The organism is Kitasatospora sp. UYEF31, from assembly GCF_057291755.1.
Map to the genome: position 1 here is coordinate 34,777 of NZ_JBXAWK010000025.1, position 25,326 is coordinate 60,102.

Consider the following 25,326-nt stretch of genomic DNA (forward strand, 5'->3'; position numbering starts at 1 on the left):
ACCCCGTGGCCGCCCGTGTCAGCCCTTCGGCTTCATGTACCGGCTGAGGTCGACCGACTTGAGCATCTCCCGGAGCTGCCCGTCGTACTGCGACGGCAGCGCGCCGGTGCTGAAAGAGATCTTCGAGATCGGCAGCCACCACACCTTGGGCTCGAACGTCTTGCCCCCGGCGCAGGTGACCGTGTACTTGGCCACTTCGTACTTGAGGTCCGCCCGGAGGGGGTCGTCCTTGCGGATCTCGTCGAAGTTCTTCTTGCTGTTGTAGTTGATCTTCACCGGGCCCTTGTCCGCCGGGTCTGCCAGGCACGCCGTGGGGCGTCCGAGGGCCCAGTTGTTGTCAGCGTCCATCAGGATCTTCCGGTCGCCGGCCCGGCCGTCCTTGTCCGCGGCCCACACCCGCAGGCCCCCGCGGTCGCAGCCCTGCTGGTCGTCCGGCAGGTCCACCGGGACCACACACACCGAAAGGGTGTCCTGCGGCTTGGCCTTCCAGCCGGCCGGGACGTCGAAGGTCATCCCGATCAGGTTGTACGTGACCGGGCCCACCACCGTCCCCGCCGGGTCCGTGGGCACAGCGGCGGCCTTCTCCTTGGGCTTCTCGTCCTTGTTCGCCTGCGTGGCGATCAGGACGACGGTGAAGACCACCGCGCAGACGGCGGCCCCGGCCGCGATGAACGGCCACAGCGGCTTGCTGCGCCGCCCGCTGCGGCGGCCGCCTGGTTTGCCGCCGCCCTTGCTCTCGTTCCTTGCCGCCGCCCTTGCCGCCGCCCGGCCGCCTGACGGGGTGTCCGACGGGAGCGGGGCCTGCGCGGTGTAGCCGTACGAAGGCTGCCGGGCGGAGTGCTGCGCGGTGTGCGTGGGCACGGGGGTGTCCCAGCTGACGTCCGCCGCCTGCGGGCCCGGCTGCCAGTGCAGCTGGATCAGCCCGGTCGCGTCGGCCACCGGGTCGAGCGCGGGCGCCGGGAACGAGCCGAGGGTGCCCCACCAGCAGCGGGTGATCTCCGTGAGGATGTCGCGGGCGGCCGGGCGCTGACCGGGGTCGCGGCTCGCGGCGGCGGTGACTATGTGCTGGATCTGCGGCGGCACGGAGGACAGGTCCGCGTCCTCCTGCATCACCCGCAGGGCCACCATCTCCGGGCTTCCACTGCCGTACGGGACCTGCCCGGAGGCCGCGTAGGTGAGCAGCATGGCCCACGCGTACACGTCGCCCGCGAAGGACGAGTCGTGGCCCTTGAAGCGCTCGGGGCTCATCCACGCCGGGGAGCCGATCATCATGCCCGTGCGGGTCAGTCCGTCGTCCTCCTGCGACCGGGCGATGCCCAGGTCCAGGACCCGGGGGCCCTGCGGGGACAGGATGATGTTCTGCGGCTTCAGGTCACGGTGGACGACACCCGCGTCGTGCAGCGCGACCAGCGCCTCGGCCAGACCCGCGGCCACCGCCATCAGTTCGTCGCCGACGATCGCGCCCTGCTCGTTGATCCGCTCGTCCAGCGTCGGCCCGGGGACGTACTCGGAGGCGAACCACGGCTGTTCGGCCTCGACGTCGGCGTCCAGCACAGGCGTCATACAGGTGCCGCGCACCCGCCGGAGCAGGGAGACCTCCCGGGCGAACCTGGCCCGGAACTCGTCGTCGTCGGCGTAGTGCGGGTGCACGACCTTGACCGCCACGCGGCGGCCCGTCGCGTCGGCACCCGCGTAGACGGTGCCCATGCCGCCGGCGCCCAGCCGCCCGATCAGCCGGTACGGGCCCACCGAATGCGGGTCTGACCCCCGCAGCGGTCGTATGCCGGCGCTCTCGGTCGCAGACATCGCCCCGCCTTCCTTGCTCTCTTCGGCACCCGGTTGTGTCCTTCCGGATCATTCCTACCCGGCGGAATCATTTCATCCGCCGGGTAGTGCCCGTTGAACCATCCGTGTGACCCACGCCTCAGTGGCGGGATTCGCCGGTCATTCCCTGGCCCCGATCTCCGCGACCGGGTCGCGGCGCAGGGCGCTGCGGGCCGGAAGCAGCGAGGCCGCGTAGACCAGAGCGACTGCCGCGCCGACGACGCCGAGGTAGGTGACCGGCGGGAACATCGCGTTGAACTCTCCGGTGAGTCCGTGGGTGAACGCTCCCAGTGTCAACCATGCGATGGCCGTGCCCAGACCGATGCCGAGCACCGCGATGACTGCGGTCTCCCGTCGGACCATCGCCCTGACCTGCCGCCGGGTGGTGCCGACGAGGCGCAGCAGGGCGAACTCGCGGCCCCGCTGTCCGATGGCCATCACCAGGGTGTTGGCCACGCCGACCGCGATGAACAGGGCGATCACTCCGAGGATGGTCGCCTGTGCCCGGGCGTTCTCCGAGAGTTCGCCGTTCAGGCTGTCCAGGTAGCTGTCGCGGTCGACGATCTGTGCGCCGGTGGCCGCGAGGAGTGCGGTCCGGTCCGGGTTTCCGGCCACGTAGACCGCGTCGAGGCCGATTGCGGTGCTGTGCGCCGCCGCGAGGCCGCGCGGGATCAGGTAGTCGCCGAAGCCGAGCGCGTTCTTGTAGACCGCGACGACCTTCAGCGCCACGGGGGTTCCGTCGCCGAGCCACAGGCGCACGGTGTCGCCGACTTTCTTGTCGTCGGTGTCGGCGCGGAGCTTGCTCAGTGCCACGGTGCCAGCGCCGGTGAGGGTCGCGGTGTCGCCGCTGGTGACTCCGAGGTTCAGGACCTGTCCGACGGCGGGGTCGACGCCGTGCGCGGGGAACGGCACGGCGGCGACGTCGGACCCGGCGAAGACCTTGGTGGCGACAGTGCCGGTCACCGCGCTGACGCCCGGGGTCTTCCGTACGCTGTCGACCGTCTTTTCGGACAGGCCCACGCCACCCGGGCCGCCGAGGATGTAGGACGCGGTTGTGCGGTCCCGGCTCTGATCGCGGGTCAGTTCTCCGGTGGTCGTGCCGGTGAACAGGACCGTGCAGGTGAAGGCGACGCACAGCATGATCGGCGTGACCACGGCGGAGATCCGGGCGGGGTTCATCGCACTGTTGGCGTGGGCGAGCTCGCCGGTCGCGCCGCCGCCGATGCCGAACAGCCTTCCCAGGACCGCCGCGCCGACCTTGGCGATCACCGGGCCGAGCAGTGCGGCGGCGGCCATGAAGGTGAACACGATGCCGACCGCGGCCTGGGCGCCGTCCTCGCCGCTGAGGCTCATCGACAGTACGGTCATGGCCACGCCGCCGGCCAGTGCCGCGACACCGAAGCTGTAGCGGATGGCCGGCCCCAGGACGCGCCGCTTGGCCGGGCCCGCGAACACCTCGGTGGGCTTGACCTTCGCCGCCCGGCGGGCACCGAAGAAGGCGGCGAGCTGGGTGATGAGGATCGTCGTACCGGCCCCGGCGAGCGCCGGCAAGGGGCTCGCCTGGAGGGTGAATCCGTCAGGCACGGTCTCGCCGAACGCGGCACGGATGACCCGGGCGAACAGGTAGCCGAGGGGCGTGCCGACAAGCGACGCGGCGACGGCGACGAGCAGTGCCTCACTGGACACCATCCGGCGGATCTGCCGGGGCGTCGCGCCGATGGCCCGCAGCATCCCGATCTCCCGGATGCGCTGCTGGACGGAGAAGCCGAAGGCCCCGGCCACCACGAAGATCGCGGTGAAGGCCGCGTAGCCGCCGAAGACTCCGGAGAACGCGGTGACGTCGGTCTTCGCCACGTTGGCCAGCGGGGATTCCACCGCGCCGAGGCCACCGCCGGAGACCACTGTCAGCTTGGGCTGCGGGCGCGACGGGTCGCCGTACAGCGGCCCACGCTCGTTGGTGTAGGCCGCGACGGAGGCTTTCAGGCTTTTGACGAGCTGCTTCTTGTCCACGCCCGGCGCGGCGACGATGCCGATGAAGTCGGCCTGGGCGGGGAGGCCGGTGAGCTGCGCGGCCTCCTGCGGGGTGAAGAACACACTCTTTCCGCCGACTGTGCCGACTGTGCCGACGACCGTGTACGCACGCGCCCCCTGAGGGGTCATCACCTTCAGCTGCGCGCCGAGGTTTCCGGACGCCACAACTTCGTTGTTCCTGACCGGCGCCCGACCCGAGGCCAGCGCGGTCGGCTTGAGTGCCGCACTGTCCCAGCCGTGGGCGTCTGCTGACGTGCCGTCAGGGAGCGAAACCTGGACCGTACGGTCGGCAACCGCCTGCGCGACGCCCGGAACCGTTGCGAACCGGGCCGCCAACTCGGCCGGGACACGCGTCCGTTCGGGCAGCAGCTCGCCGGAGATCTCCTCCTTCTCCTTCGCCGCGCTCATCTGCGGCGTGCGTTCGATCTGCCCGGTGGCGGCGACGGCCGCTGCGGCACCGCCGATCCGCTCGACGGGTGTTTTGGTCCGGATGGCTGATTCCAGCATCACCCCGGCGGCGGTGACCATCATCGCGCACAGCATGACCGCGATAAAGGCTCCGACAAAGGACGTTAGCCGGGTACGGAGGGTCCCGAAGGCAAGGCGCAGCATGACGTCAGCCCTCCAGGTGGATCATGCGGTCGGCGACTGCTTCAACGGTGGGGCGGGCCATGGCGTCGACGATGTGGCCGTCGGCGAGGAACAGGACCTGGTCCGCGTACGAAGCCGCGACCGGGTCGTGGGTGACCATCACGACGGTGTGGCCGAACGAGTCGACCGTCTCCCGCAGCAGGGCCAGGACTTCGCGCCCAGTCTTGGTGTCGAGCGCGCCGGTCGGCTCGTCGGCGAACAGCACATCGGGCCGGGTGATCAGCGCCCTGGCTATCGCCACCCTTTGCTGCTGACCACCGGACATCTGCGCGGGGCGGTGCCCGGCCCGGCCGCTGAGACCGACCCGGCCCAGGACTTCGGCCGTCCACGCTTTGTCGATCCGCGCCCCGGCCAGGCGCAGCGGCAGGGTCACGTTCCGCTCCGCGGTCAGTGACTGCACCAGGTTGAACGCCTGGAAGACGAACCCGACGCGGGTCCGGCGCAGCACGGTCAGCTTGTTCTCGCTGAGCTTCCCGATGTCGGTGTCGCCCAGGGTGACCGTGCCCGAGGTCGGCCGGTCGAGCCCGGCGGCGCACTGGAGGAAGGTGCTCTTGCCGGACCCCGACGGACCCATGACCGCGGTGAAGGTGCCGCGGCCGAAGCCGATGCTGACCCCGCGCAGTGCGTGCACCGTGCTGCCGCCCCGGCCGTAGGACTTGGCGACCCGGTCCAGGCGTACGGCATCGTCCATCGGCGCGGGGGTCGTGTACAGCCCGGCGCGGGCTGTCTCCTGTGCTTCCAGAACGGCGGTACGGCGGGTGAACACAGTCGGGCTCCTCAGATTCGGCGGACAGCTTTCTTCCTGCTGCCAAGCCTGGCCGAACGGAGAGTTGGGAACGATCCGGCGACCGCCCGTCTCCGGGGTGGGGGTAGCCCCCTTATTGCCCGAGGGGTGGCCCGGGACGGGCGCTAGTCTCCGCAGACCGACCACGAGGAGCCGTCACAGATGAGCAGCACAGGAACCGGCCACGGCGGACCGTCGCCGGCCCGCACCGTCGTCGGCTGTCTGCTGGCCGCGCTCGACGGGCCGTTTCTCTTGGGGCTGCTGACCGCCGGGTGCGGTCTGCTCGTGAGCGGTAGCAACCACGCCACGAAGAAGGAGAAGACCACGCCCGACCTCAACGCCGGACAGGTCCTGAAACAGCGTCAGGACGAGTGCCGCAGGGTGTCCTGCTGTCCGTCGGCGAGGTTCTGTACGGACTCGACCCGCGCACTGGCAACCCTGCGTGGCGGGCCTCCTCGCCCGACGGCCGCATCGGTGACGTAACCGTCGTCGGAGGCACCCTGTACGTGAACGGCGACGGTGTGCCGTCCGCCGGCGGGGACGACTGGGACGAGCGGCTGGCCGTCTGGACCGGGCTGGCCACAGTCCGCAGGATCGACTCGGGCGACGACCCCGCGCTGCCGACCCTGGCACCGGCCCCCGTCCCCGCCGGGTGGTCCTTTCGACCACCGGCGCTGGAACCCGTGCGCCTGGACGCGTGGGGCCCGGACGGGAAGAAGGCCTGGTCCACTCCGGTGTTCCCGAACGCCAGGGTCGCGGGCACCAGCGCGGACACGGTGTTCGTCCGCACCTGTGTCCCGGACCCGGTGCTGTCGTCGTTGTGCACAAGCACGGAGATCGTGGCGATCGCCGTCAAGTAGCTTCAGCCTGTTAGGACTTCAGCTCCCCCAGCGTCACTTCGACGGTGGCTTTGCTCCGGTCCGCCCGCACGAGGCCGACCTTCACCCTGTCGCCGGGCGCGTGCGCGGCCAGGGCTGTACTGAGGTCGTCCTGGCCGGTGATCCCGGTGTCGTCGACGGAGACGACGGCGTCGCCGGCCCGGATGCCGGCCTTGTCCGCTGCTCCACCCGCGTCCACTGCTGCGATACCCACTCCGGCCGGTTCGCCCGTCCGGGTGATCAGGCTGCGCACGCTGGCGTTCAGCGCGGCCCGATTTGAGTCGGTGACCTTGCCGTCCTTGATGATCTGGTCGGCGATGTGCTTGACCGTGTTCGCCGGGATGGCGAAGCCGATGCCCGGTGCCGCGGCCTGGGACTGCGGGTCTGCGGCGGCCAGCGTCGGGATGCCGACCACCTGCTCGTCCAGGTTGACCAGCGCGCCGCCGCTGTTGCCGTGGTTGATCGCGGCGGAGGTCTGGATCGCGTTGGAGATGGCGGCGGAGCTGCCGCTGCCTTCGCTGACCGTCCGCCCCGTCGCCGAGATGATGCCTTCGGTGACGCTGGAGGACAGCCCCAGCGGATTGCCCATCGCCATGACGATCTGCCCCACCTGGAGCCGGGAGCTGTCCGCCCACGCGGCGGGCTTCAGGCCCTCCGGCGGCTCGTCCAGCTTGATGACCGCGAGGTCGTCCGGCGGATAGGCGGCGACCAGCCTGGCGGTCAGGGTCTTGCTGCCGGTGGACAGTGCCACCTCGAACTGGGTCTCAGTGCCGACCACGTGGGCGTTTGTGACGATGTGGCCCTTGGTGTCGTACACAACGCCCGAGCCGAGCGCGGACTTCGAGGTGATCTGGACGACGGAGGGCAGGACCTGCGTGACGGTCTTCTCGTACGCGCCCTGGAGTGAGACGGCGGAACCCGCGCCGGCTACCGGGGCCTGCGTCGGCGACTGGGTCTTCGCGCCACCCTTCGGCGTCACATCACCTTTGCAGCCGGTGCCGCTGAGGGCGATGGCCACGGCCACCGCGAGGAGGGCTGTGCCGCGTCGTGCGCTGCTTTTCTTTGTGAAGTCTGGCGTACGGCTGTCCACTGGGCCTCCCGGAGAAGTGTCGTGCGGCCCTGGACCGGCCAGAGCACCCGTACGACATTCCATCCGGGATAGATCATTCCGGCCACTCGGGGCGGCTCTTGTGATCTCTTCGGGGTGCTGCCACATTGCAGCCACAAATCAGCCCCGCCCGTACGGAGGAACGCATGCTGTCGCTGCAGGAGATATCCGACCGCCTGGAGATCCAGGACCTGATGGTCCGCTACGCGCACGCCGTCGACACCCGCGACTGGGCGGCGCTCGGCGGAGTCTTCACCGACGACGCGGTGGTGGACTACACCGCGATGGGCGGGCCGCGCGGCGGGCTGACGGAGATCACGGAGTTCCTCGACGCGGCGATGGGTATGTTCCCCGCGTTCCAGCACAACGTTCCCGGCACCGCCCTGACCTGCGCAAACACTGCTCTTTATCTGCCGAGTCAGCACGGAGTCAGCACGGGGACGGGAAGGCTTCGTGTCAGGCTGCCGCAGTCGGCCGTAGGGCTGCTTCCATGATCTTGCGCGCGCGTTCAGGCGCATCCTTCACAAGGTGCCCGTAAACGTCAGCTGTGATCTTGATGGACCTGTGCCCGAGCCACCGACTTACCTCAAGCAGCGGCACACCTCCAGCGATAGCGGTCGATGCGAAAAAGTGCCGGAGACTGTGGGGCGTGTACCCGCTCGATTCGAGCCCGGCCGCCCAGAGCGCCTTGCGCCAGTGGTAGGCAAACGTCGACGCCGTAGGCATCGTGCCCCTGCCTTGCTGCGGCGCAAACAGCACTTGGACATCGTCAACCGGCCGCGTACCCCACCGTTCTATGTGCGCGTCAATCTCTGCCGCTAGGAAGTCGGGTAGCGGCACGTCGCGGTACTCCATCTCAGTCCGGTGTTTGAGCGGCACCAGGCGCGTACGGCAGTCGCCCCGGGCTGCCTTGTCGTTGACCTGACGGCGTATCCGTACGAAACCGTTTCGCTTGCACTCAGCCGAGAAGGCCAGGGCTTCGCTGACGCGAAGGCCAGCACCCGCCATGAGCCAGACCGCGAGTTTGTACTGATCCGACATCGCGTCAGCAATCGCGACGACCTTCGACAGGTCCGGAATGCGATCCTCATCGACCTGGATGAAAGCAGACTTGAGCGGCTTCACCTCAAGGCACGGGTTCTTGGGTATACAGCCGTCCATGACCGCAGTGTTGAGCATCGCCCGAAGGCAGATCAACCGGTCATTTATTGTAGACGGCTGCAAACCCGCTTCGCGCATTACCGCTTGCAGCCGTCGCGCATCAGATGGCGCCAGCCCCGCGATGGTCTTCCGCCCCAGCAGCGGTATCAAATAGTTGTCGATGAAGCCCTGATAGTTCCTTCGCGTTGACTCGCCGACCGGATGCTGATCCAGCCACTGAACGGCCCACACCCGTACGGGAATTTTCCCACGTTCCGGGTCGATGTAGGTTCCCTGAAGTTTGTCATGCTCAGCCTTGGTGGCGAAGGATAGCGCCATCCCTTTAGCCGGAAACGACTTCTCGCGCTGTCGAGACTGACGTCCGCCCGGCTCCCGGTAGCGGCACGTCCACGAGTGACCGCAACGGGTCTTCTCGCAGGGGTAGTGGTTATTCTGCGGATCGTCCTTGCACTTCTGGAACACCCGAGCCATTTCCTGATTCCTTCTCTAGAAGCTGCATCGCTTTCGGCGTCAGCTCCCCACCGGCCTTGCCTTCGACCTTCGACAGCAACTCCCGTTTGCGAGCCTTCTGCAAATGCCCCTTTACAGTGGCGAGATTAATCCCACCCCAATAAGCAATTTGCCGAGCCGGGGCACGCTCCCCCCGGTTTACGAGGTTCACGTATGCCCTGGACAGGACGGCGAGGTAAATATCCGTCGTACGGCCTTGGGCCATCCGCGCGAGCCCTCCCGGGCTAGTACCCGAGACCGCCGCCCAGCTGTTCGCGTCGAACCCGAATTCTGCCCTTCCGTGCACAATGGCCGGGATATCGATCTGCCTGAGGACCACCGTGGAGATGCCACGAGCGATCTCCTGCGGATCTCCATCCGGAGCCGGTGCGATGGTAATTGCCTGGGGGTGGGCCATGGCCACACCTTCAGACCACCACACAGAGACATCCCACGATCCGATCCGTAGAGCGCTCTGGGCTGATCCCTGGAAACCGCTGGCCCGCTGTTCGTTGGTCATGGTGAGGAGCTTACGTGGCGCCACGATGCCAGAGCAAGCCACTGCTGTCTAGTACTGACCTGACAGATCCGGAGTTGACGTTTCCGGATAGACCTGCATGGTTGCGGCTCAGGCTTCGGGTCGGCTGTTGAGCCAGCGCCTCACGTCGGATGGGCGGAAGCGCAGCAGAGCGCCGACGCGCAAGGCGGGGATACCCTCCTTCTTGTAGTTGTCGTAGATCCACGACGTCTTGACGCTCAGGTGCTCAGCGAGCTGAGTGACCGTCATGAGGTTGCTGTCCATATGAAGTCGTCTCCCACTCGCTCTGGTGCTACCAGAGGAAATCTTCACCACGCGCACCAGACGCGGCGGCAATAGCCCGGTCAACCGGCATAAGGGCCCCCGTAAACGCGGGGCCGATCTTGATTAGTAGCGGATCGTCCGCGCCGGATAGCCATACATCCATCATGGGCGAGGTCGCCTTGCCGGTTTTGATTTTCCCAAACCGCGCCAATAATGACGGGTCCAGCGCGATTACTTCCGGTACGTACGGGGCTGTCCGCTCCAGACGCTCCAGGAGGTCATCGCACAGCGGCCAGAGGGCCGGGTCCGGGTCCGGCGTCGTCATCACGAGAACTCCGGACTCTCCCGAGTGCCGGGGCGCGGCCTCTATCGCTTCCCGGCGCACTTCCAGCCGTAGGCCGCCTTTAGCGGCCCTCCCGATGCGGTCCAGCTCCGCCAGCCCGGCGCGGGGGATATGCAGCGGCGCGACGGGCCACGGGTCCGCCCCGGTCGGCTCGTCGTATCCGCACCAGGAGCGCCCGATGGTGTACCGGTCCGTACCGGTGATATGAATCCCGTCCGCCTGTAGGCGGACTTCTGCGGACTGCACGGAGCCCCGCGCGGGGATGTGCGCTAATGCATTGTGGCAGGTGCGGGCAAATTCTTCCCCGTCCACGTTGAGGATCAGCCCGCCAAGAGCCACGGTTGGCCTCCAGCGTCTTTCCGTGCTTCAACGTGAACATTTGCCTCATGGCGCGCCCACGCGCGGGTGTACAGATCGCTGTACATCTGGCCCAGTGGATTTCGGCACGGGGGCCGCTCCCCTGCGATACGGCGTTTATTTGCCGCCTCATCAAGCAGGGCGTAAACGGCCTCGTCCAGGTGTCCCATGTCCGTGCGGTTAAGGACCATCCAGCACACGGCGGACAGGGAAAGTGTCGTCTGTTTGAGGGATCGGGAGACTTTGAATCCCAGGTCGTGCGCGGTAACCCCGGAAATGACCTCGATCAGAGACCGGTCGGGAAGTTCCTTGTACAGAACGCGAAGGTGGTGCAGGTCGTACCCGGTCAGCTCCGCTAGGGAGGACATTCGGGCGACGGCTCTGCCGTTACGGTATCCGACGGGGAGAGAGCCCAGGCCGGGTGTGAATGATTTTGACGATATGGAGTTTTGGAGGAACATGGCGCTGACACTAGGCAGGAAAACGCCTCCCTGTCCACTGTGATGAGCGTCACATGGCAAAAGTGACCCGTTTTGGATTCTGGGCACAGTCCTCACCTAGTGAGCCCCCGGGGAGGGGGGTGGGGGGGGTGGGGTTTAGCCGTGGTGTGAGCGTAGCGAGCACAGCGGCAGTAGTACCCCTTAAGGGGTACAAGTTCCTACCTGCTACTAGAACTACTACTCCTTACTACTACAGATCCCCCTATGGGGATCTGATAGATGCCTACTGCTAAGAAAATAAGTAGTAGATACATGAACTTGCTACTAGCGGCCTTCAGGCTGCATAAGTAGTAGATACGCCCCCGCTTGCGGCGGGGGATCTAAGAACTGCCAGTAGTCAAGCAACTCAGAAACACCATAGAGATTCTTCTTTTTGCTGGATAGATCTTGATTACTGGTACCTACTTCCCGGCGGGTTGAGGCCCGCGTTTCCCCGCCGGGTCGCTCATCCATTGAGGTATCTATGCCTAGGGCTAAATCCATCTGCCTTAAGGCCGGGTGCGTACGAATTGCCGTTCGCGACGGCGCATGCGAAGAGCACGCGCGACCGCTGGAAAAACCCTGGTCGCGTACGTCCGCGCGGAACGCCGCGCGTCCGGGAAACGCAACGACATTGCGCCTCCAGGCGCTCCGGCGCGACCGATTCATTTGCCGCCTGTGCGGCCTGCACGGAGCTACAGAGGTGGATCACATTACGCCGGTAGCGCGGGGCGGTACGTGGGCCCTGGGGAACCTTCAGAGCCTACATAAGGACTGTCACGCGGCGAAAAGCGGCAGGGATCGCGCAGTCGGACTTACTTAGATACCTGGGGACACTGTGGCGCTGATGCTTGGATGGGCTGCCCTTTGGGGCTACAGCTGTACGGCTCGCTGCGGATGCCAGGACGATGGCAGACCCAAGAGCGGCCAGCGCGCCAGGGAGGCGCGCACATGGCGACTGGAGGCCGCCGAGGAGCTACTTGCCGACGAGGGAGGAAATTGGGATGGCTGGACGTGGACCGATTCCGACGACGAACCCTCGCCGTCGGAATCGGCACCCTGAAGAGGCATTGTCCGGAAATTCGGTTACGGCCCCTCCGAAGCTTTTCAAGCGTTCTCAGTACAGCACCGCTACTCAGCGCTGGTGGGACATGTGGACAACCGCCCCTCAGGCGGAAAGCTTCCTTCCGTCCGATTGGGAACGCCTCCAGATGCTGGCACCGCTAGTAGACGACTACTGGGACAATCCGCGTTCTTCTGTCCTGGCAGAGATCAGGCTTAACGAGGAACGTCTGGGCGCGACTGTGCGGGATCGACAGACGATGCGTATGAAATCGCCCGCGCAGGAAAAGAAACCGACTGACGAGCCGGTTACGCCGTTCGGCGGAGTTGTCGACATGGATCGATACCGGAGCGCTTTTAATTAGTAGGAGTATTTGAGATGCCCCAAACGGGAAACATCCCGTCGGGGATGCCGGAACACACGCTTGCTTGGCATATTTTGTCGTGGGCGGAAACGAATATTGTTCAGCCCGATGGGGAGAACGCGGGGGAGCCCTGGCGTTTCACTGCGGAACAGATCCGGTTCATTGCGTGGTTTTACGCCGTGGACGAAGACGGCCGTTGGCTATATCGGTCGGCCTCCCTTAGGAGGTCTAAGGGCTGGGGAAAAGTCCCGTGCTCGCGGCGCTTTGCATCATCGAGTTTTGCGGGCCTTGTAGATTCTCTCACTTTGACGAGTTCGGCAATGTAGTCGGTAAGCGCGTTGCCGCACCGTGGGTTCAGATTGCCGCAACGGCACTTCACCAGACCCGCAATACTTCGGACCTTGTGCGCGGAATGCTGATTGAGTCCCCGCTGAGGGAGTCTCTGGGGATCGATATTGGTAAAACCTTGATTCAGTTCAAGGACGGCCGACCGGGCAGTATCGAGCCGACGGCTACCGGCGCGGCCTCACTGGAAGGCGGACGCCCGACTTTCGCCGTGTGGGATGAGACCCACCACTGGACGGCCAGCAACGGCGGCCACAAGGTGGCGGACGTTATTGACCGCAATATCCGCAAAAACCCGGGAGGCCTCGCCCGCTACGTCGAGTCCACTAACGCCTATAACCCGAACGAGGATTCTACCGCACAGGCTACACGGGAGGCCGTGGACGACGGCGCGACGGACATTCTTTACGACTGCGTAGAAGCGCCAAAGATTGGTTCAGTCAAAGATCGCGCGAGTGTCATTCCAGCCCTGATGGAAGCGTACGGAGATTCAACATGGGTAGACATCGACAGCATTTACGCAGCCATGATTGACCCCCGCGCAAAGCTCGCAAATTCCATGCGCTTCTATCTGAATCAGATTACCGAGAGCGCCGATACATGGCTGTCCCTGGACGTCTGGCAAGCCTGCTTTGGCAGCGACGACCCGATCATGCCCGGCGACACCATCGCAGTTGGTTTTGATGGATCTCTGAGAAGTGACAGTACCGGCCTTGTTGGGGCGCGCTTGCGGGATGGAAAACTGTTCCTTCTGGGCCTCTGGGAATGCCCGGAGGGCGAGGCCGGTAAGGATTGGGAAGTGGACGCGCTTTCCGTCGAGGCCGCTGTATTGGCCGCCTTCACTACGTATGACGTGCAGTGGATGTATTGCGATCCCCCGTATTGGCAGGACATTGTAGGTCGTTGGGCTCTTGAGTACGGCGACAAGATTGTTTTTGAGTACTGGACGAATAGGCCGACGCGCATGGCTCAAGCCATCGAGCGGTTCGAGACGGCCGCCAAAACCAAGGCGCTAAGGCATGATGGGGATCTGCGCATCCGCCGGCATGTCCTTAATGCCGTGACACGGGAGGTTCCACAGGGACGGCTTATCAATAAGGATTCTCCCCGTAGTAAGAAGAAAATTGACCTTGCGGTATGTGCCGTCCTTGCTTACGAGGCGCGCGCGGATGCCCTGACGGACGGTCGGGGCACGAAAAAGCGTTCTCGACTTGTTGGATTCTGAGTGATTTCATGGCGGGACTTACAGCACCACCCACTTCCCCTAAGGACTGGATTTCGTACCTTCAGGGGAAGCTGTCCGGCCGTTTGGGTCGGATTCAGAAATATTCGGATTACTACTCTGGCGACAAGCAGCGACTAGCGTTCGCTCAGGCGAAATTTAATCAAGAGTTCGGCTTCATGTTTGACCAGTTCGCGGACAACTTCTGCGGGCTGATCATTGATTCCGTAGCGGAACGCATCCGCGTTGACGGCTTTCGGATGACTGATGACCCGAACGCCGATTCTGATGCTTGGGACATTTGGCAACGCAATCACATGGACGCGGATTCCAACGCGGCCCATTTGGACGCACTGATTCAGGAGCAGTCGTACGCGATTGTTTGGGCGGGTCCTGATGGCGAGCCGACGATTAACGTTGAGTCGGCGGAACACGTCACTGTGCAGTACAAGCCCGGCTCACGCCGGGACATTCTGTCAGCCATCAAACATTACCGTGACGACTGGGGAGTGGAGCACGCGACCCTTTGGACGCCTGAGTATGTCTATACATCGAGTTCTACCGTCGGCCAGAACGAGTGGACGGACCCGGTAGAGGAGAACAATCCGCTCCACTTTGTTCCCGTCGTGCCGCTGATGAACCGGCAGCGGCTTGTTGGCCCGCCCATGTCTGACTTGAAGTCGGTAATTCCGATTCAGGATGCGATTAACAAAATTGTCGTGGATAGCATTGTTGCGTCTGAGTTTGCGGCGTTTCCGCAGCGCTGGGCTATCGGCATTGAAATTCAGGAGGACCCGGACACGGGTCAGCCTATCGAGCCGTACCGAATAGCCATTGATCGACTGTTGCAGGCAGAAGACCCGAACGCGCGATTTGGTCAGTTTGAAGCGGCTTCACTGAGTAACTACGTCGCTCTTGTTGAAATGTTGTGCCAGCACTTGGCAAGTACATCACGTATTCCGTTTCACTACTTCTTGCTGAATGGCGGGCAAGCCCCCTCCGGCGAGTCTATTACGTCCGCAGAGGCCGGGCTAGTCGCTAAGGCCCGTGACCGCATGCTGGGGTTCGGCGAGTCCTGGGAACAGGTTATGCGCTATTCCTTTGCTGTGAAGGGTGACGTCCGCGCGGAGGCGTTCAATGCTGAAACGATTTGGGCCGACCCAGAATACCGTACAGAGGCACAGCACATCGACGCTCTGACGAAACTTAAAACGCTAGGTGTGCCGTCGCGTCAGCTCTGGCAGGACGCCGGTTATACACCACATCAGATTAGCCGGTTCGATGAGATGAATCAGGCGGAAGCTGACCAGGCCCAGGCTTTGGCCGTACAAATGGGAGCGCCTTCAAGCGCGCCCGGCGAAGCGCTACAAGTCACTGCTAACACCCAAACGCAAACACCCGACACCAGGAGTATTCAGAAGTGATCTACCGCCGTATCGCTGCCATCATGACGGCCCTTGCCCTCGTATTCTTAGGTCTTACGGCCGCTGCTCCGTCGGCTTCTGCCGCTGCTGCCTATGGCGGCCAGTGTGGCTCTGGATATCGCCTAATCGACACTATGACTATGGTGGACAGCTCTGGAACGGTATTCCTAACTTACAACACCACCACCGGTTATAATTGCGCTCTAACTCAGCGCACGATTACCGGCGCGCCTGTTAGCGTAGTGGTTTTTCTCGCAATTACTGATACCGGTCCGGCTGTTGGCGAAGGCGGCGATTTCACCTCTTACGCCGGTCCTGTATTTCTCAATGCGCGGGGCCGTTGCATCGACTGGGGTGGTTCTGTTCGCAGCTACACCCAGGAACAGCGCGGCGTCCACTGCGGCTAACCGCTGAACCGTATCCCCCTTTCCCGCTCCGCGCCGACACGGTGCCGGGGCTTTTTTGATGCCTGCCGACATGGACGGTTAATAAACAATGAGCGATACCGCACCAACCACGGGCCCTGAGACCGGCTCAACGCTTGCCGACACGGCGACGACAGAACAGGCCGCGGACACCGGCAGTACCGACGCCAGTAGCGGCCCTACGGCCGATGAGCTGTCCGCAGCCAAGGCTGACGTCGATAAATGGAGGGCTCTTGCCCGCAAGCACGAAAAGGCGTGGAAGGCCCTTACTCCGGCATCCGAAGCAAATACGCCCGACAAGGGAAGTGCGGACGATCTTAAGACGCTTAAGCGGGAATCCGCTAAGAGGCTTGTGGACGCGGAACTACGTGCTGCCGCCGCAAAGCTAGGCGTTGAGGTTCCGGACAGTTACAAGCGGTTCGTTAATTCGGACAGTTTGCTTGACGAGGACGGGGAACCGGACCTTAAGGCTATCGGTGATTTCATTTCCCTACTGCCTAAGGGTAAAGGGAAGTTCTCTCAGGACGTCGGTCTGGGACGCCAGTCGGATACTGGCGGTCCGGTACAGCTCACTCGTGAAGATCTTAAGAAAATGCAGCCTACCGCGATTCTTGAGGCCCGCAAGAAGGGTCAACTTAAGTCGCTGGGTCTATAACTAAATATGGAGTCCGTTCATGGCGGTAACAAATTTCATTCCGGAGTACTGGTCTGCTCAGATTCAGCACGGCCTAGACGCCGAGTACGTCTACGCGTCGGCATTGGTGTGCAACCGAGATTTTGAGGGAGAATTTTCCCAGGCCGGCGACACCGTTCATATCAACTCAATGATCGACCCAACCGTTAAGGCGTATACGCGTTTCGCGGACCGCGCGGCTAACAAACGCTCGGTTGTTGTCGCGGATCAGCTCGCCATGATCGAGCAGATTCTAGAAATCACCCAGGCCGACTATTATGCATTCGAGGTCGATGACGTCGATAAGCGCCAGGCGTTGGGCGGACTTATCGATACCGCGTCTACGCGCGCGGCTGTGCGCATGGCAGAAAGGGCGGATACGTTCGTTGCCGGTCTTGTCGTGGCGGGCGCTAAGGCGAAGATGACTCAGAAGATCGGCCTTCCGGCCGACGCCGCAGCACAGGCCAGCGCCCTCTATACCGGCATTGTGATCTTGCGCCGCGCTTTGGATCGGGAGAACGTCCCACAGTCCGGGCGGTTCCTTATCGTTGGCCCGGACGACTATTCCATTCTGCTGAATGCGCCCAAGTTTATTGACGCGTCTCAGTTCGGTTCTAATGAGCCGATCAGTAACGGTGTTATTGGGCGGATTCTTGGCCTTACTGTTCACATGACTACGGCTATGCCTGCCCCTACTAAGGGGCGGAATATTGTTGCTGGTCACCGCATGGCTACTACGTTTGCTGACGTCATTTCCAAGACGGAGGCGTACCGGCCTCAGGATTCTTTTTCTGACGCGGTTAAGGGCCTGCACGTGTACGGCGGCAAGATTATCAAGCCCGAAGCTCTGGCCGTTCTGAACGTAATCGAAGAGGTGTAAGGAGTAGGCCCAAATGGAGCCGTTAGCGACTGTTGATGATGTGGCGGCCCGTTTGGGTCGCGCTGTGCTTCCGCCGGAAGACGGCAAAATTAGGGCCCTCCTAGACGACGTGTCTGCGCTTATCCGGGCGTACACGGATCGGGACTACCTCCTACATACAGGCGAGACAGTAATCTTGCACGGGGACAGCGACCCGGAACTTTTCATTCCGACGTTTATGCGCCCTCTGCGGGAAGTTCACGCCGTAAAGATTAACGGCGTCCTGGATGAGGAATGGGCGTATTCATCGTCAATGATTTGGCGTCCGTACGGATGGGCCCGTGCACGGGCCCGCGTTGAAGTAACGGCGACGTACGGGCACGTCGAGGTTCCGGCCGACGTTAAAGCAGTTTGCATCGCAGAGGTAACCCGGACGATGGCCCTTAACCCCGGAGTTCATTCGGAGCGTATCGGAGAGCTTGAGGTTACGTACGCGAATGGCGGCGCGGTCGGTGAGCTTTCCGCGCAGCTTAAACGGTCCCTTAGCCGGTACCGATCAACGGTAGGAACGTTTAAAGTGCGTCGAGGATGAACCCTGCGCTAGGGCTTCTCACGGATTACGTAGAGCTGTACCGCGCCGGGCTGGCAGAGGACCGATACTCGATCCGTAGGGACTGGGAGAATGCAGTCCGCTTCTATGGCGGCCCGGCGTCTGTTCAGTACGATTTCAACGCGGGTCGTCAAGTCGACCGCGAATTGTACGGCGAGACGCTGAAAGTTTATCTGCCGTCGGACATCGATATCTTTACTACCGACAGAATCAGCTTCAATGGCGTGTGGTTTGACATTACGTCCTGCCATGACATGTACCAGCGCGGTGCGCGCGTCTATACGCGCCTGTACGCGACACGGGGAACCGATGGCCAGATCTGAGTTTTCGATTGTCTGGGATTCGGATATGGCTTTCCGGATTGGGCACCTCGCGGGAGCTGGTGTCGCTTGCGAGCTGGCAGCTCAGGCTGTGAGAGGCCGCGCTAAGCAGATCGCCGCTTATTCGCGGCGCTCCGGCGCGTACAGTAAATCCCTGCACATTAAGACGGGTACTGACGCCGTCTCTCGGTATTCCATCGTGGCCGCTGATCGTCACGCAATGGTGGTCGAATTTGGGTGGGCGTACTACAGCCATTCTGTGAAGAACCGAAAGAACAAGGGCAAGCGTTTCCGGGGGAAGAAAATTCTCACTCAGGCACTACGGGATTCACGGGTGGCATAGATGGTTTACATGGGAGATCCGACTCCCCTCATGGTGCAGTACCTGAAAGACGCCTTTCCGAACGTTGCGGTCCTTGCCGACTATGTAGGCCGCTCCCTCGGCGACATGTGCGTAATTCTTGAGCACGACGGCGGATACCGCACTGAGCAAGACCGGATGGACCGTACGGAATTCACGGTAAATATCCTTGCGCCAACGCGCGGGCCGTGTGCTGATCTTGCTTTTCGGATTCGCGAAAACGTTCTGATGGTACTTCCCGGCAGCACTATCGGGCCGTACATGGTCGCAGAAGTGGAAGAAAGATCTTCTCCCTTCCCCATGCCGGACGAGGACGCGGACGAATGGCGGTACATTTTCACGTTTGCCGCCTACATATACAAAGTCTAAACACAATCCATAAGGACAATTTCATATGGCCGGTCCCCTCAACAACAAAGACGCAATCCGTTTTGCACCCTCAGGGCAAATCTTCATTGCCTCACTGAACCGTAACCCGAAGCTTCCCCTTTCTCCCCTTGAGCCACTGTCTGCTGAGTGGCTCCCTCTAGGGTACGTCTCTAAAGATGGCGTCGAGGTCACGCCGGGAATGGAGACGACCGGCCAGGAGGCGTGGCAGTCGGCAACCCCGGTGCTCTTCACAGTGAACTCGGCATCACTCGCCATCAAGGCCGTTCTACTCCAGGTGGACCCAAATACCACGTCGCTCTATTTCGGTGCCGCGTGGGTTCCGTCGAGGACCAACCTTGGTGCAGTCATTCCCGGATCTTTTACTCTGAATATTAGCTCTAATCCGCAACTCGCCGAGTGCGCAATGATTATTCAATGGGACGACGGCAAGGTATCTAATCGACTCGTCATCCCTCGTGGAATGGTTTCCGCACGCGACGGCCTGAAATTGACGAGGTCCGACGCGCAGTCGCTCGGTATTACTTTCGAGGCTCTGGACAGTAACGGCGCGCTGGGTTGGTTGATAACCACTGATCCGGCTATGGCATCCGGTGGCGCTATTACGAATCCGACCGTCGCTGTTACTCCTGCAATCGTCAAGCAGAATACCAGTGGCGCTATTGCCGGATCGAACTGGCTCGGCGGCGGAACTCCGACCGTTTCTGTTCTCGGCGTAAACTCGACCAAGTTCACAGTAACCGCTGTTGCGGTTGACGCCGGAGGACTTCTTACCGGCTCTGTGAAGGCCGCGACGGATGCACCGGTAGGCGACTACACGCTCTCCGTCGTCGGGTCCGCCGGAACGGTCACAACGAGTTTTACCGTCACCCTTCCCTAACTCCTTGTCGTACAGCCCGAACGGCCACCGCCGACCGGGCTTTCCAATGCCCACACTTAGGACGCATGCCCGATGACTAAGACCACTGATGCCGTTGAGGCCGAAGCCGCCGAAGCTGGCGCTACTTTCGAATACAAGGGCCTAACCTTTAAGACCCTACCGATTATGGACATGGACCTTGACGTCCTGGAGGCCACAGAGGACGGTAACGGCCTCCGTGCCATTCGCCTGATGCTGGGCCCTGACGAGTGGCTGAAATTCAAGGGCACTAAGCCGAAGATTCGGGACCTTCAGGCATTTTCTGAAGCCCTCGCGGAGGCTTCCGGCGTTGGTGAAGCGGGAAACTAGCGATAACCGCCCGCGCGTGGGTCAGGCATACCGCAGAGCTTGAAGCCGATCTACTACAATTCTTTGGCATCGATATTTGCGATGTTCCGCGCGGGCGCGTTTCTTTGCGCCGCCTCGTTGTCCTGACGTGTCGCCTTGTTCAAATGGGTGGGCAGTCTGCGCTTGCTTCCGCTCTGACGCCGGGAGCGGAGTGGAGTACGCGGGACTATCTTCTGGCGGAGGTCATCGACCGCTTGGAGCTTTCTAATTGGCTGTTCTTGTCAGTTAATTCTGATCAGAAAATTGATCCACCAACTCCATTCCCCCGGCCGGGCTCAGAAGGCGATGCTGCTGATCCAGAATTTGCGACGACGACCGCCGTCGCCGGATTCATGTCACGCGTAAACAATCTTCTTTAGGGGAACCGCATGGCGGTTGGTGGTGGAGTAACAGGAATCAAGATCGGTACGGGCTATATCGAAGTTCGTCCGAAAATTATCATGTCGGCTTTCAATGAGCTGAAATCCGATCTATCTAAAGATTCGCGCGGTATCGGCGAGGCCATGGGAACCGCAATCGGCCGTGCGCTTTCTCAGTCGCTGGATAAGAACTTGGCGGCGGCCAGTGCAAGTTTGATTACGCAGATGACTAAAGCGGGCGAGCTTGCCGGGCGCGCTTCCGGAACCGCGTTCGTGACCGCTTACGGTACGGCGATGGCCCGGATGGAACGCGCGTCTCAGACGGCCGGGCGCACTTTTGCAGGCGTACAGAGGGCCGCTACAGCCTCGCTTGCGACCATTGCTCAGGACGCCCGCACGGGTGGCCGTACGGCCGGCACGGACTTTTCCCACCAGTACGGGCAGGGCGTCACATCGGGGTTTACTGATTCTCAGCGCCTTGCCGCAAGTTCATATGCGGCTCTTACCCGTGAAGCGGAAAGCGGCGGCCGTACAGTGGGGCAGGCTTTTGCGTCCTCGTACCACTCGGCTGTTTCAACGGGTACAACGCGCGCCGCCGCGACGATGGCTCAGTCTACGTCGCAGTATCAGAACTCAATGTCGTCGGCGTTCGGGTATATCGGCAATCATTTCACGTCGCTGATGCAGCGTATTGGTAATACGGCAATCATGACCGGCCAAATCATGACGTCAGCCCTTACGCAACCACTGATGCGGGCAATTGAACAGGCCGTAGTCTCCGGAACCTCAATGGGCGACTCGCTTGTTTCTCTTCAGAAACGCATGGACGCTATGGGCGTTAGCACCAGTGTTTCCGGCAAGGCCATTAAAGAGCTTGAAGAGTTTGCGGCTAAAACGCCGTATACGTTCAAGGACATGGCCAACGCTATGCCGAAATTCATTGAGGCCGGGTACGGCATCGAAAAGGCCAAGAACACTCTTAAGGGATTTTCTGACTACGCCGCCCGGCAGGGCGTCACGTCTGCTACCCAGTATTCCCGCGCCCTCAAGGGCATGACTGACGTCATTACCATGGGTGTCGTAAAAACGCAGGATATGAACCAGATGTCGCAGAACGGCATCAGCGCGTGGAAAGCTCTGGCCGACCATATGGGGGTTTCCATTGGCGAGCTGCGCAAGAAGCTACAAATCGGCCACCAGATCAGCGCTAACACGCTGATCGATGCCCTGTCGGTTAAATTTCGGGAGGCGTCTGGATCTGCCGAGAAGGCATCCACGACGATTACCGGCGCCTGGGACAACATGAAAGAGAAATTGTCCCAGACGATGTCTCAGATGTTTGTTGTCATGAACGAGGGTACGGGCGAATTCGAGTACACGCCGCTAGGCCGGTCCTTTCAGGGGCTGATTCAATCCGTGGACCGAATAGCCTCGAACATCATGCCACTGTTTGCCCGCGCCCTTCAGCGCGCGGTGGGTCCCGCCGAATGGCTGGCTAGGGCTCTCGGCGGTCTTACGGACTGGCTCAAGACCGCGCCGGGGTGGATCAAGGACGTGCTCGGCGTCCTGGTCGTTCTTGGACCGGCTCTGACTATCGCCGGTTTCGCGGCAAAGGTCTTTGCCGGCGCGCTGTCCCTGATCATGCTTAATCCCTGGGTGGCGGCCATTACCGCCATTGCGGCTGGCCTTGTCATCCTGTATCGGAACAACGAGGATTTCCGAAAGTTCGTCAAAGAGTCGTGGACTGAAATTCAGAAGGTCATTAAGACTGCTGTAGACGACTACATCAAACCCGCATGGTCCTGGATGAAAGACTACTGGTCCTCTGATCTTAAGCCCGCACTTGTTGATTTGTGGGGGTGGATGAAGGCCGTCTGGGAAGACGGCGCGACGGTCGCCGGATGGTACTGGAATAATGTCCTTAAACCCATTTGGGGCGAGTACCTTTTCTTCCTGACTGAACGGATCACTCCAGCACTGAAGGCCCTTTGGGGCTGGATGAAAATAGTCTGGGAGGATGCCGCCGTTGCGGCGTCGTGGTCCTGGAAAAACGTCATTAAACCCGTTGGCGAAGAACTCAAGCAGTTCACTACAGACACTCTCATTCCAGCGTTGGACACTTTCAGTTACTGGATGAAAGCGGCCTGGCGGGACCCTGCGGCAGTTGCGCAGGAAGTTTGGGCCTCAACACTGAAGCCGACTTGGAATCAGATCCACGATTTCATTATTGACACCCTCGTACCAGCTGTCATGTGGCTATGGGAAAGCTTTGTTACGCCGGTTGTAAGCGCGGTAATACCCGTCATTTTGGGCCTGTGGACGAACGTCCTTCAACCTCTTTTTTCGCGTATCGCCACCGTGGCGGAAATCGTCGGATCCGGCTTGCGTCCGGTGTTCGAAATGTTCGCCGGGCTATTCCTGTTCCTGGGCGCGATACTGAAGCGTGCTTGGGACGACTACATATGGCCCATGTTGTCAACGTTCGAAGCGTTCATTAAGGACAGGCTCCTTCCTGTCCTTGCGGATATTTGGTCCGCCGTATGGACTGTTCTCTCAGCGGTCGAACTAGCTTTCCAGTGGACATTCAAGACTGTCATTATGCCACTGCTTGATATTTTCATCGCACTTTACAAGCTCGCTTGGAATGTCATAAAACTCGTCTGGGATAACGTCGGCAAGCCAGTGCTTAGCGCGATTGCAAGCGCCTTCCTGTGGCTCTGGGACACTGCGATCAAGCCTGTTCTTGACGGGCTGTTCTGGGTCATTAAGAACGTCCTGGGGCCTGCGTTTACGTGGCTCTGGGAAGACGTCATAAGGCCAGTCTTTGGATGGATTGGAGACGTAATCTCGTGGACATGGAAGAACGTAATCCAGCCGGTTCTAGAAGCCTTGGGCTCGGCTCTTAGTACGATAGCTGACCATATAAATGTTGAGGACATTGCGGCGGTATTCAAAGCCGTCGGGTCTGCGATCGGAGCCGTATTCGATGCCCTCGGTAGGGCCTTCGACGCCTTTGTTACCGCTGTCAAATGGCTCTGGGAAACTGTCCTTTGGCCGGTACTCAAGGTCCTTGGGATAGTCGTCGCCGTGTGCGCCGCTGTGATTCTAACTATCCTCATCGCTCCGGCGATCATCGCGTTCACTTTTTTTGGTGACGCTGTAAAACTTATTTGGGACTACGTCCTTGCGCCGTTCTTCGGGTGGTTGGGCGATATATGCATGTGGGTATGGGAAAATGCTCTCAAGCCATTCTTTGATGCCAGCGTCACGGCCGTAGGCGCGTTCGGAACGGCGTTTAAATATCTTTGGGAAGATTGGATTTCACCAATCCTGGGATGGATCGGCGAAAAATTCGTTTGGCTTTGGGACAACGTCCTATATCCGTTCCTCCAAGATTTCGGACAGGGCTTCATTGACCTGTACCACTACGGGATTGAAGTTCCTTTGGGCTGGATCTGGGACAAGCTTAAATGGATCGGAGACGGGTTCGTTTGGCTCTACGAAAACTGCATCAAGCCGTTGGGTATCGGAATCAAATGGACGCTAGAAGGCGCGTGGGATCTACTAAAATGGTTCGGCGAGCAGTTCGCATGGTTCTACGAAAACGTAATGAAACCTGTCGGCGAATGGATAGCGGGCGGTTTCGTATGGATTTACGAGCAAATCAAATGGGCCCTCGGGAAAGCCTGGGACCTTGTCCAGTGGATCGGAGATAAATTCGAATGGCTGTACAACAAGACGAGTGATTTCATCGGCGCAATTCCGGCTGCTTTCGATACCGCCGTTGAGGGGATAAAAAAAGCCTGGGATAAAGTTCACGACTACGTACGCACCCCGGTGCAGTACATAGTTGACGTCGTTTACAACACCGGCATCCGCAAGGTGTGGAATGCAGTAGCCGGAATCGTCGGGCTAACCGAAATTCCTGAATACCACTTTGCAACCGGCGGGATCATGCCGGGGTATACGCCGGGCCGCGATGTCCACGTGGCAGCCCTGTCAGGTGGCGAGGCAATCATGCGCCCCGAATGGACACGCGCCATGGGTGCCGATTACGTCAACCTGATGAACTCGGCGGCCCGCACAGGCGGCGTGGAAGGCGTCCAGGCCGCCATTCAGGGTGGCATGCCCGCCTATTCTCTCGGTGGCATCGTGGATACCGTCTGGGACAACACAGGCGGGAAGATTGCGTCTGGTGCGGGCTGGCTGGCAGACAAGGGAATTCAACTCGTTGAGGGCGCCGTTCGGGCCGGGTTCGAAAAGGCGTACAGCAGCATCGTTAAGCCTCTGGTAAATCTGATTCCCGGATCGGGCCATATTGCGGATGCCATGCGGGCCATCCCCGGGGCTATGCGGGACGCCGTCCTCCGCATGCTCGGGATGAAGGACGACCGCCACAACAATACTCAGGTTCCCGCGTACGCAAACGGCGGAATCGTCCGGCATGGCACCCTCGCTATGGTGGGTGAGGCCGGTCCGGAACTCATTGTTCCTCTGAACCGGCCGCGTCGCGCTAATGCGCTCTTGGACGAGGCCGGGTACGGGCGGGGCCGCACGATCAATATTTACGCCGCTCCGAACGTTCCGACGGAAAAGCAGATTGTAGACGCCTTGCGGTACGCGGACATCATGTACGGCAGCTAAGGGGATTTGTTGTGGCTCAGGCTATTATGCCGCTCAATCAGGGCTCTCCGGCGATGGGTCCGGGGAGCCCTTTTATGGGCAACTATGCGATACCAA

Annotated in this window: 23 protein-coding genes; 15 read left to right on the forward strand and 8 right to left on the reverse strand. The window is 61.5% G+C overall.

Features of this window, described 5'->3' with window-relative positions; all coding sequences use genetic code 11:
* Window positions 1-18: 18 nt before the first annotated feature.
* The 3 genes from AC0Z36_RS14900 to AC0Z36_RS14910 all read right to left on the reverse strand — a co-directional run bounded on the left by AC0Z36_RS14900 (window position 19) and on the right by AC0Z36_RS14910 (window position 5,197).
* On the reverse strand, window positions 19-1,806 hold the full coding sequence (locus AC0Z36_RS14900; protein ID WP_485463338.1) for a serine/threonine-protein kinase: 1,788 nt from the start codon (window positions 1,804-1,806) through the stop codon (window positions 19-21).
* Between the two features lie 138 nt (window positions 1,807-1,944).
* The gene (locus AC0Z36_RS14905; protein WP_485463339.1) at window positions 1,945-4,467 is read right to left on the reverse strand and encodes an FtsX-like permease family protein; all 2,523 of its coding nucleotides are present in this window, start codon (window positions 4,465-4,467) and stop codon (window positions 1,945-1,947) included.
* A gap of 4 nt (window positions 4,468-4,471) precedes the next feature.
* The gene (locus AC0Z36_RS14910) at window positions 4,472-5,197 is read right to left on the reverse strand and encodes an ABC transporter ATP-binding protein (RefSeq protein ID WP_485463391.1); all 726 of its coding nucleotides are present in this window, start codon (window positions 5,195-5,197) and stop codon (window positions 4,472-4,474) included.
* Window positions 5,198-5,452: 255 nt separating this feature from the next.
* Between AC0Z36_RS14910 and AC0Z36_RS14915 the strand changes: the two genes are divergently transcribed.
* Together AC0Z36_RS14915 and AC0Z36_RS14920 are read left to right on the forward strand one after the other, a co-directional pair.
* Window positions 5,453-5,773 carry a hypothetical protein gene (locus tag AC0Z36_RS14915; protein ID WP_485463340.1) on the forward strand — a complete coding sequence of 107 codons (321 nt, stop codon included), beginning with the start codon at window positions 5,453-5,455 and terminating at the stop codon, window positions 5,771-5,773.
* A gap of 23 nt (window positions 5,774-5,796) precedes the next feature.
* Window positions 5,797-6,150, forward strand: coding sequence for a hypothetical protein (locus AC0Z36_RS14920; RefSeq protein WP_485463341.1), 354 nt, complete (start codon window positions 5,797-5,799; stop codon window positions 6,148-6,150).
* Between the two features lie 10 nt (window positions 6,151-6,160).
* Here AC0Z36_RS14920 and AC0Z36_RS14925 read toward each other — a convergent pair whose 3' ends face one another.
* Window positions 6,161-7,258: a S1C family serine protease gene (locus tag AC0Z36_RS14925; protein ID WP_485463342.1), complete on the reverse strand. Its 1,098-nt coding sequence runs from the start codon at window positions 7,256-7,258 to the stop codon at window positions 6,161-6,163.
* A gap of 164 nt (window positions 7,259-7,422) precedes the next feature.
* Between AC0Z36_RS14925 and AC0Z36_RS14930 the strand changes: the two genes are divergently transcribed.
* Complete coding sequence (locus tag AC0Z36_RS14930; protein WP_485463343.1) at window positions 7,423-7,770, forward strand: nuclear transport factor 2 family protein; 348 nt, start codon at window positions 7,423-7,425, stop codon at window positions 7,768-7,770.
* Here the strand turns inward: AC0Z36_RS14930 and AC0Z36_RS14935 are convergent.
* The 4 genes from AC0Z36_RS14935 to AC0Z36_RS14950 form a co-directional block, all read right to left on the reverse strand.
* Window positions 7,733-8,908 (reverse strand): tyrosine-type recombinase/integrase, encoded by a 1,176-nt coding sequence (locus tag AC0Z36_RS14935; RefSeq protein ID WP_485463344.1) that lies wholly within the window; start codon window positions 8,906-8,908, stop codon window positions 7,733-7,735. The two genes, AC0Z36_RS14930 and AC0Z36_RS14935, sit on opposite strands and share 38 nt — an antisense overlap.
* On the reverse strand, window positions 8,865-9,446 hold the full coding sequence (locus tag AC0Z36_RS14940; protein ID WP_485463345.1) for a hypothetical protein: 582 nt from the start codon (window positions 9,444-9,446) through the stop codon (window positions 8,865-8,867). Before AC0Z36_RS14940 ends, AC0Z36_RS14935 begins: the two co-directional genes overlap by 44 nt.
* A 108-nt stretch (window positions 9,447-9,554) precedes the next feature.
* The gene (locus tag AC0Z36_RS14945; RefSeq protein ID WP_485463346.1) at window positions 9,555-9,728 is read right to left on the reverse strand and encodes a helix-turn-helix domain-containing protein; all 174 of its coding nucleotides are present in this window, start codon (window positions 9,726-9,728) and stop codon (window positions 9,555-9,557) included.
* A 28-nt stretch (window positions 9,729-9,756) separates the two neighbouring features.
* Window positions 9,757-10,410 carry a hypothetical protein gene (locus tag AC0Z36_RS14950; protein WP_485463347.1) on the reverse strand — a complete coding sequence of 218 codons (654 nt, stop codon included), beginning with the start codon at window positions 10,408-10,410 and terminating at the stop codon, window positions 9,757-9,759.
* 981 nt (window positions 10,411-11,391) lie between these two features.
* Between AC0Z36_RS14950 and AC0Z36_RS14955 the strand changes: the two genes are divergently transcribed.
* The 12 genes from AC0Z36_RS14955 to AC0Z36_RS15010 all read left to right on the forward strand — a co-directional run bounded on the left by AC0Z36_RS14955 (window position 11,392) and on the right by AC0Z36_RS15010 (window position 25,230).
* The gene (locus AC0Z36_RS14955; RefSeq protein WP_485463348.1) at window positions 11,392-11,730 is read left to right on the forward strand and encodes an HNH endonuclease; all 339 of its coding nucleotides are present in this window, start codon (window positions 11,392-11,394) and stop codon (window positions 11,728-11,730) included.
* Between the two features lie 181 nt (window positions 11,731-11,911).
* Window positions 11,912-12,334, forward strand: coding sequence for a phage terminase small subunit (locus tag AC0Z36_RS14960; RefSeq protein ID WP_485463349.1), 423 nt, complete (start codon window positions 11,912-11,914; stop codon window positions 12,332-12,334).
* Between the two features lie 250 nt (window positions 12,335-12,584).
* Window positions 12,585-13,904 (forward strand): terminase TerL endonuclease subunit, encoded by a 1,320-nt coding sequence (locus AC0Z36_RS14965; protein ID WP_485463350.1) that lies wholly within the window; start codon window positions 12,585-12,587, stop codon window positions 13,902-13,904.
* Between the two features lie 8 nt (window positions 13,905-13,912).
* Complete coding sequence (locus AC0Z36_RS14970) at window positions 13,913-15,325, forward strand: phage portal protein (RefSeq protein ID WP_485463351.1); 1,413 nt, start codon at window positions 13,913-13,915, stop codon at window positions 15,323-15,325.
* On the forward strand, window positions 15,322-15,732 hold the full coding sequence (locus AC0Z36_RS14975; RefSeq protein ID WP_485463352.1) for a spore-associated protein A: 411 nt from the start codon (window positions 15,322-15,324) through the stop codon (window positions 15,730-15,732). Before AC0Z36_RS14970 ends, AC0Z36_RS14975 begins: the two co-directional genes overlap by 4 nt.
* A gap of 88 nt (window positions 15,733-15,820) precedes the next feature.
* Window positions 15,821-16,405: a hypothetical protein gene (locus AC0Z36_RS14980; protein ID WP_485463353.1), complete on the forward strand. Its 585-nt coding sequence runs from the start codon at window positions 15,821-15,823 to the stop codon at window positions 16,403-16,405.
* A gap of 19 nt (window positions 16,406-16,424) precedes the next feature.
* A complete protein-coding gene (locus AC0Z36_RS14985) occupies window positions 16,425-17,303 on the forward strand; it encodes a phage major capsid protein (protein ID WP_485463354.1) in 879 nt (292 codons plus the stop codon).
* A gap of 567 nt (window positions 17,304-17,870) precedes the next feature.
* On the forward strand, window positions 17,871-18,215 hold the full coding sequence (locus tag AC0Z36_RS14990; protein ID WP_485463355.1) for a hypothetical protein: 345 nt from the start codon (window positions 17,871-17,873) through the stop codon (window positions 18,213-18,215).
* 370 nt (window positions 18,216-18,585) lie between these two features.
* Window positions 18,586-18,942, forward strand: a complete 357-nt coding sequence (locus AC0Z36_RS14995) for a hypothetical protein (RefSeq protein WP_485463356.1) — start codon at window positions 18,586-18,588, stop codon at window positions 18,940-18,942.
* Between the two features lie 25 nt (window positions 18,943-18,967).
* A complete protein-coding gene (locus tag AC0Z36_RS15000) occupies window positions 18,968-19,840 on the forward strand; it encodes a phage tail tube protein (RefSeq protein ID WP_485463357.1) in 873 nt (290 codons plus the stop codon).
* A 72-nt stretch (window positions 19,841-19,912) separates the two neighbouring features.
* A complete protein-coding gene (locus AC0Z36_RS15005) occupies window positions 19,913-20,188 on the forward strand; it encodes a hypothetical protein (protein ID WP_485463358.1) in 276 nt (91 codons plus the stop codon).
* Window positions 20,189-20,595: 407 nt separating this feature from the next.
* On the forward strand, window positions 20,596-25,230 hold the full coding sequence (locus AC0Z36_RS15010; protein WP_485463359.1) for a tape measure protein: 4,635 nt from the start codon (window positions 20,596-20,598) through the stop codon (window positions 25,228-25,230).
* Window positions 25,231-25,326: the final 96 nt, after the last annotated feature.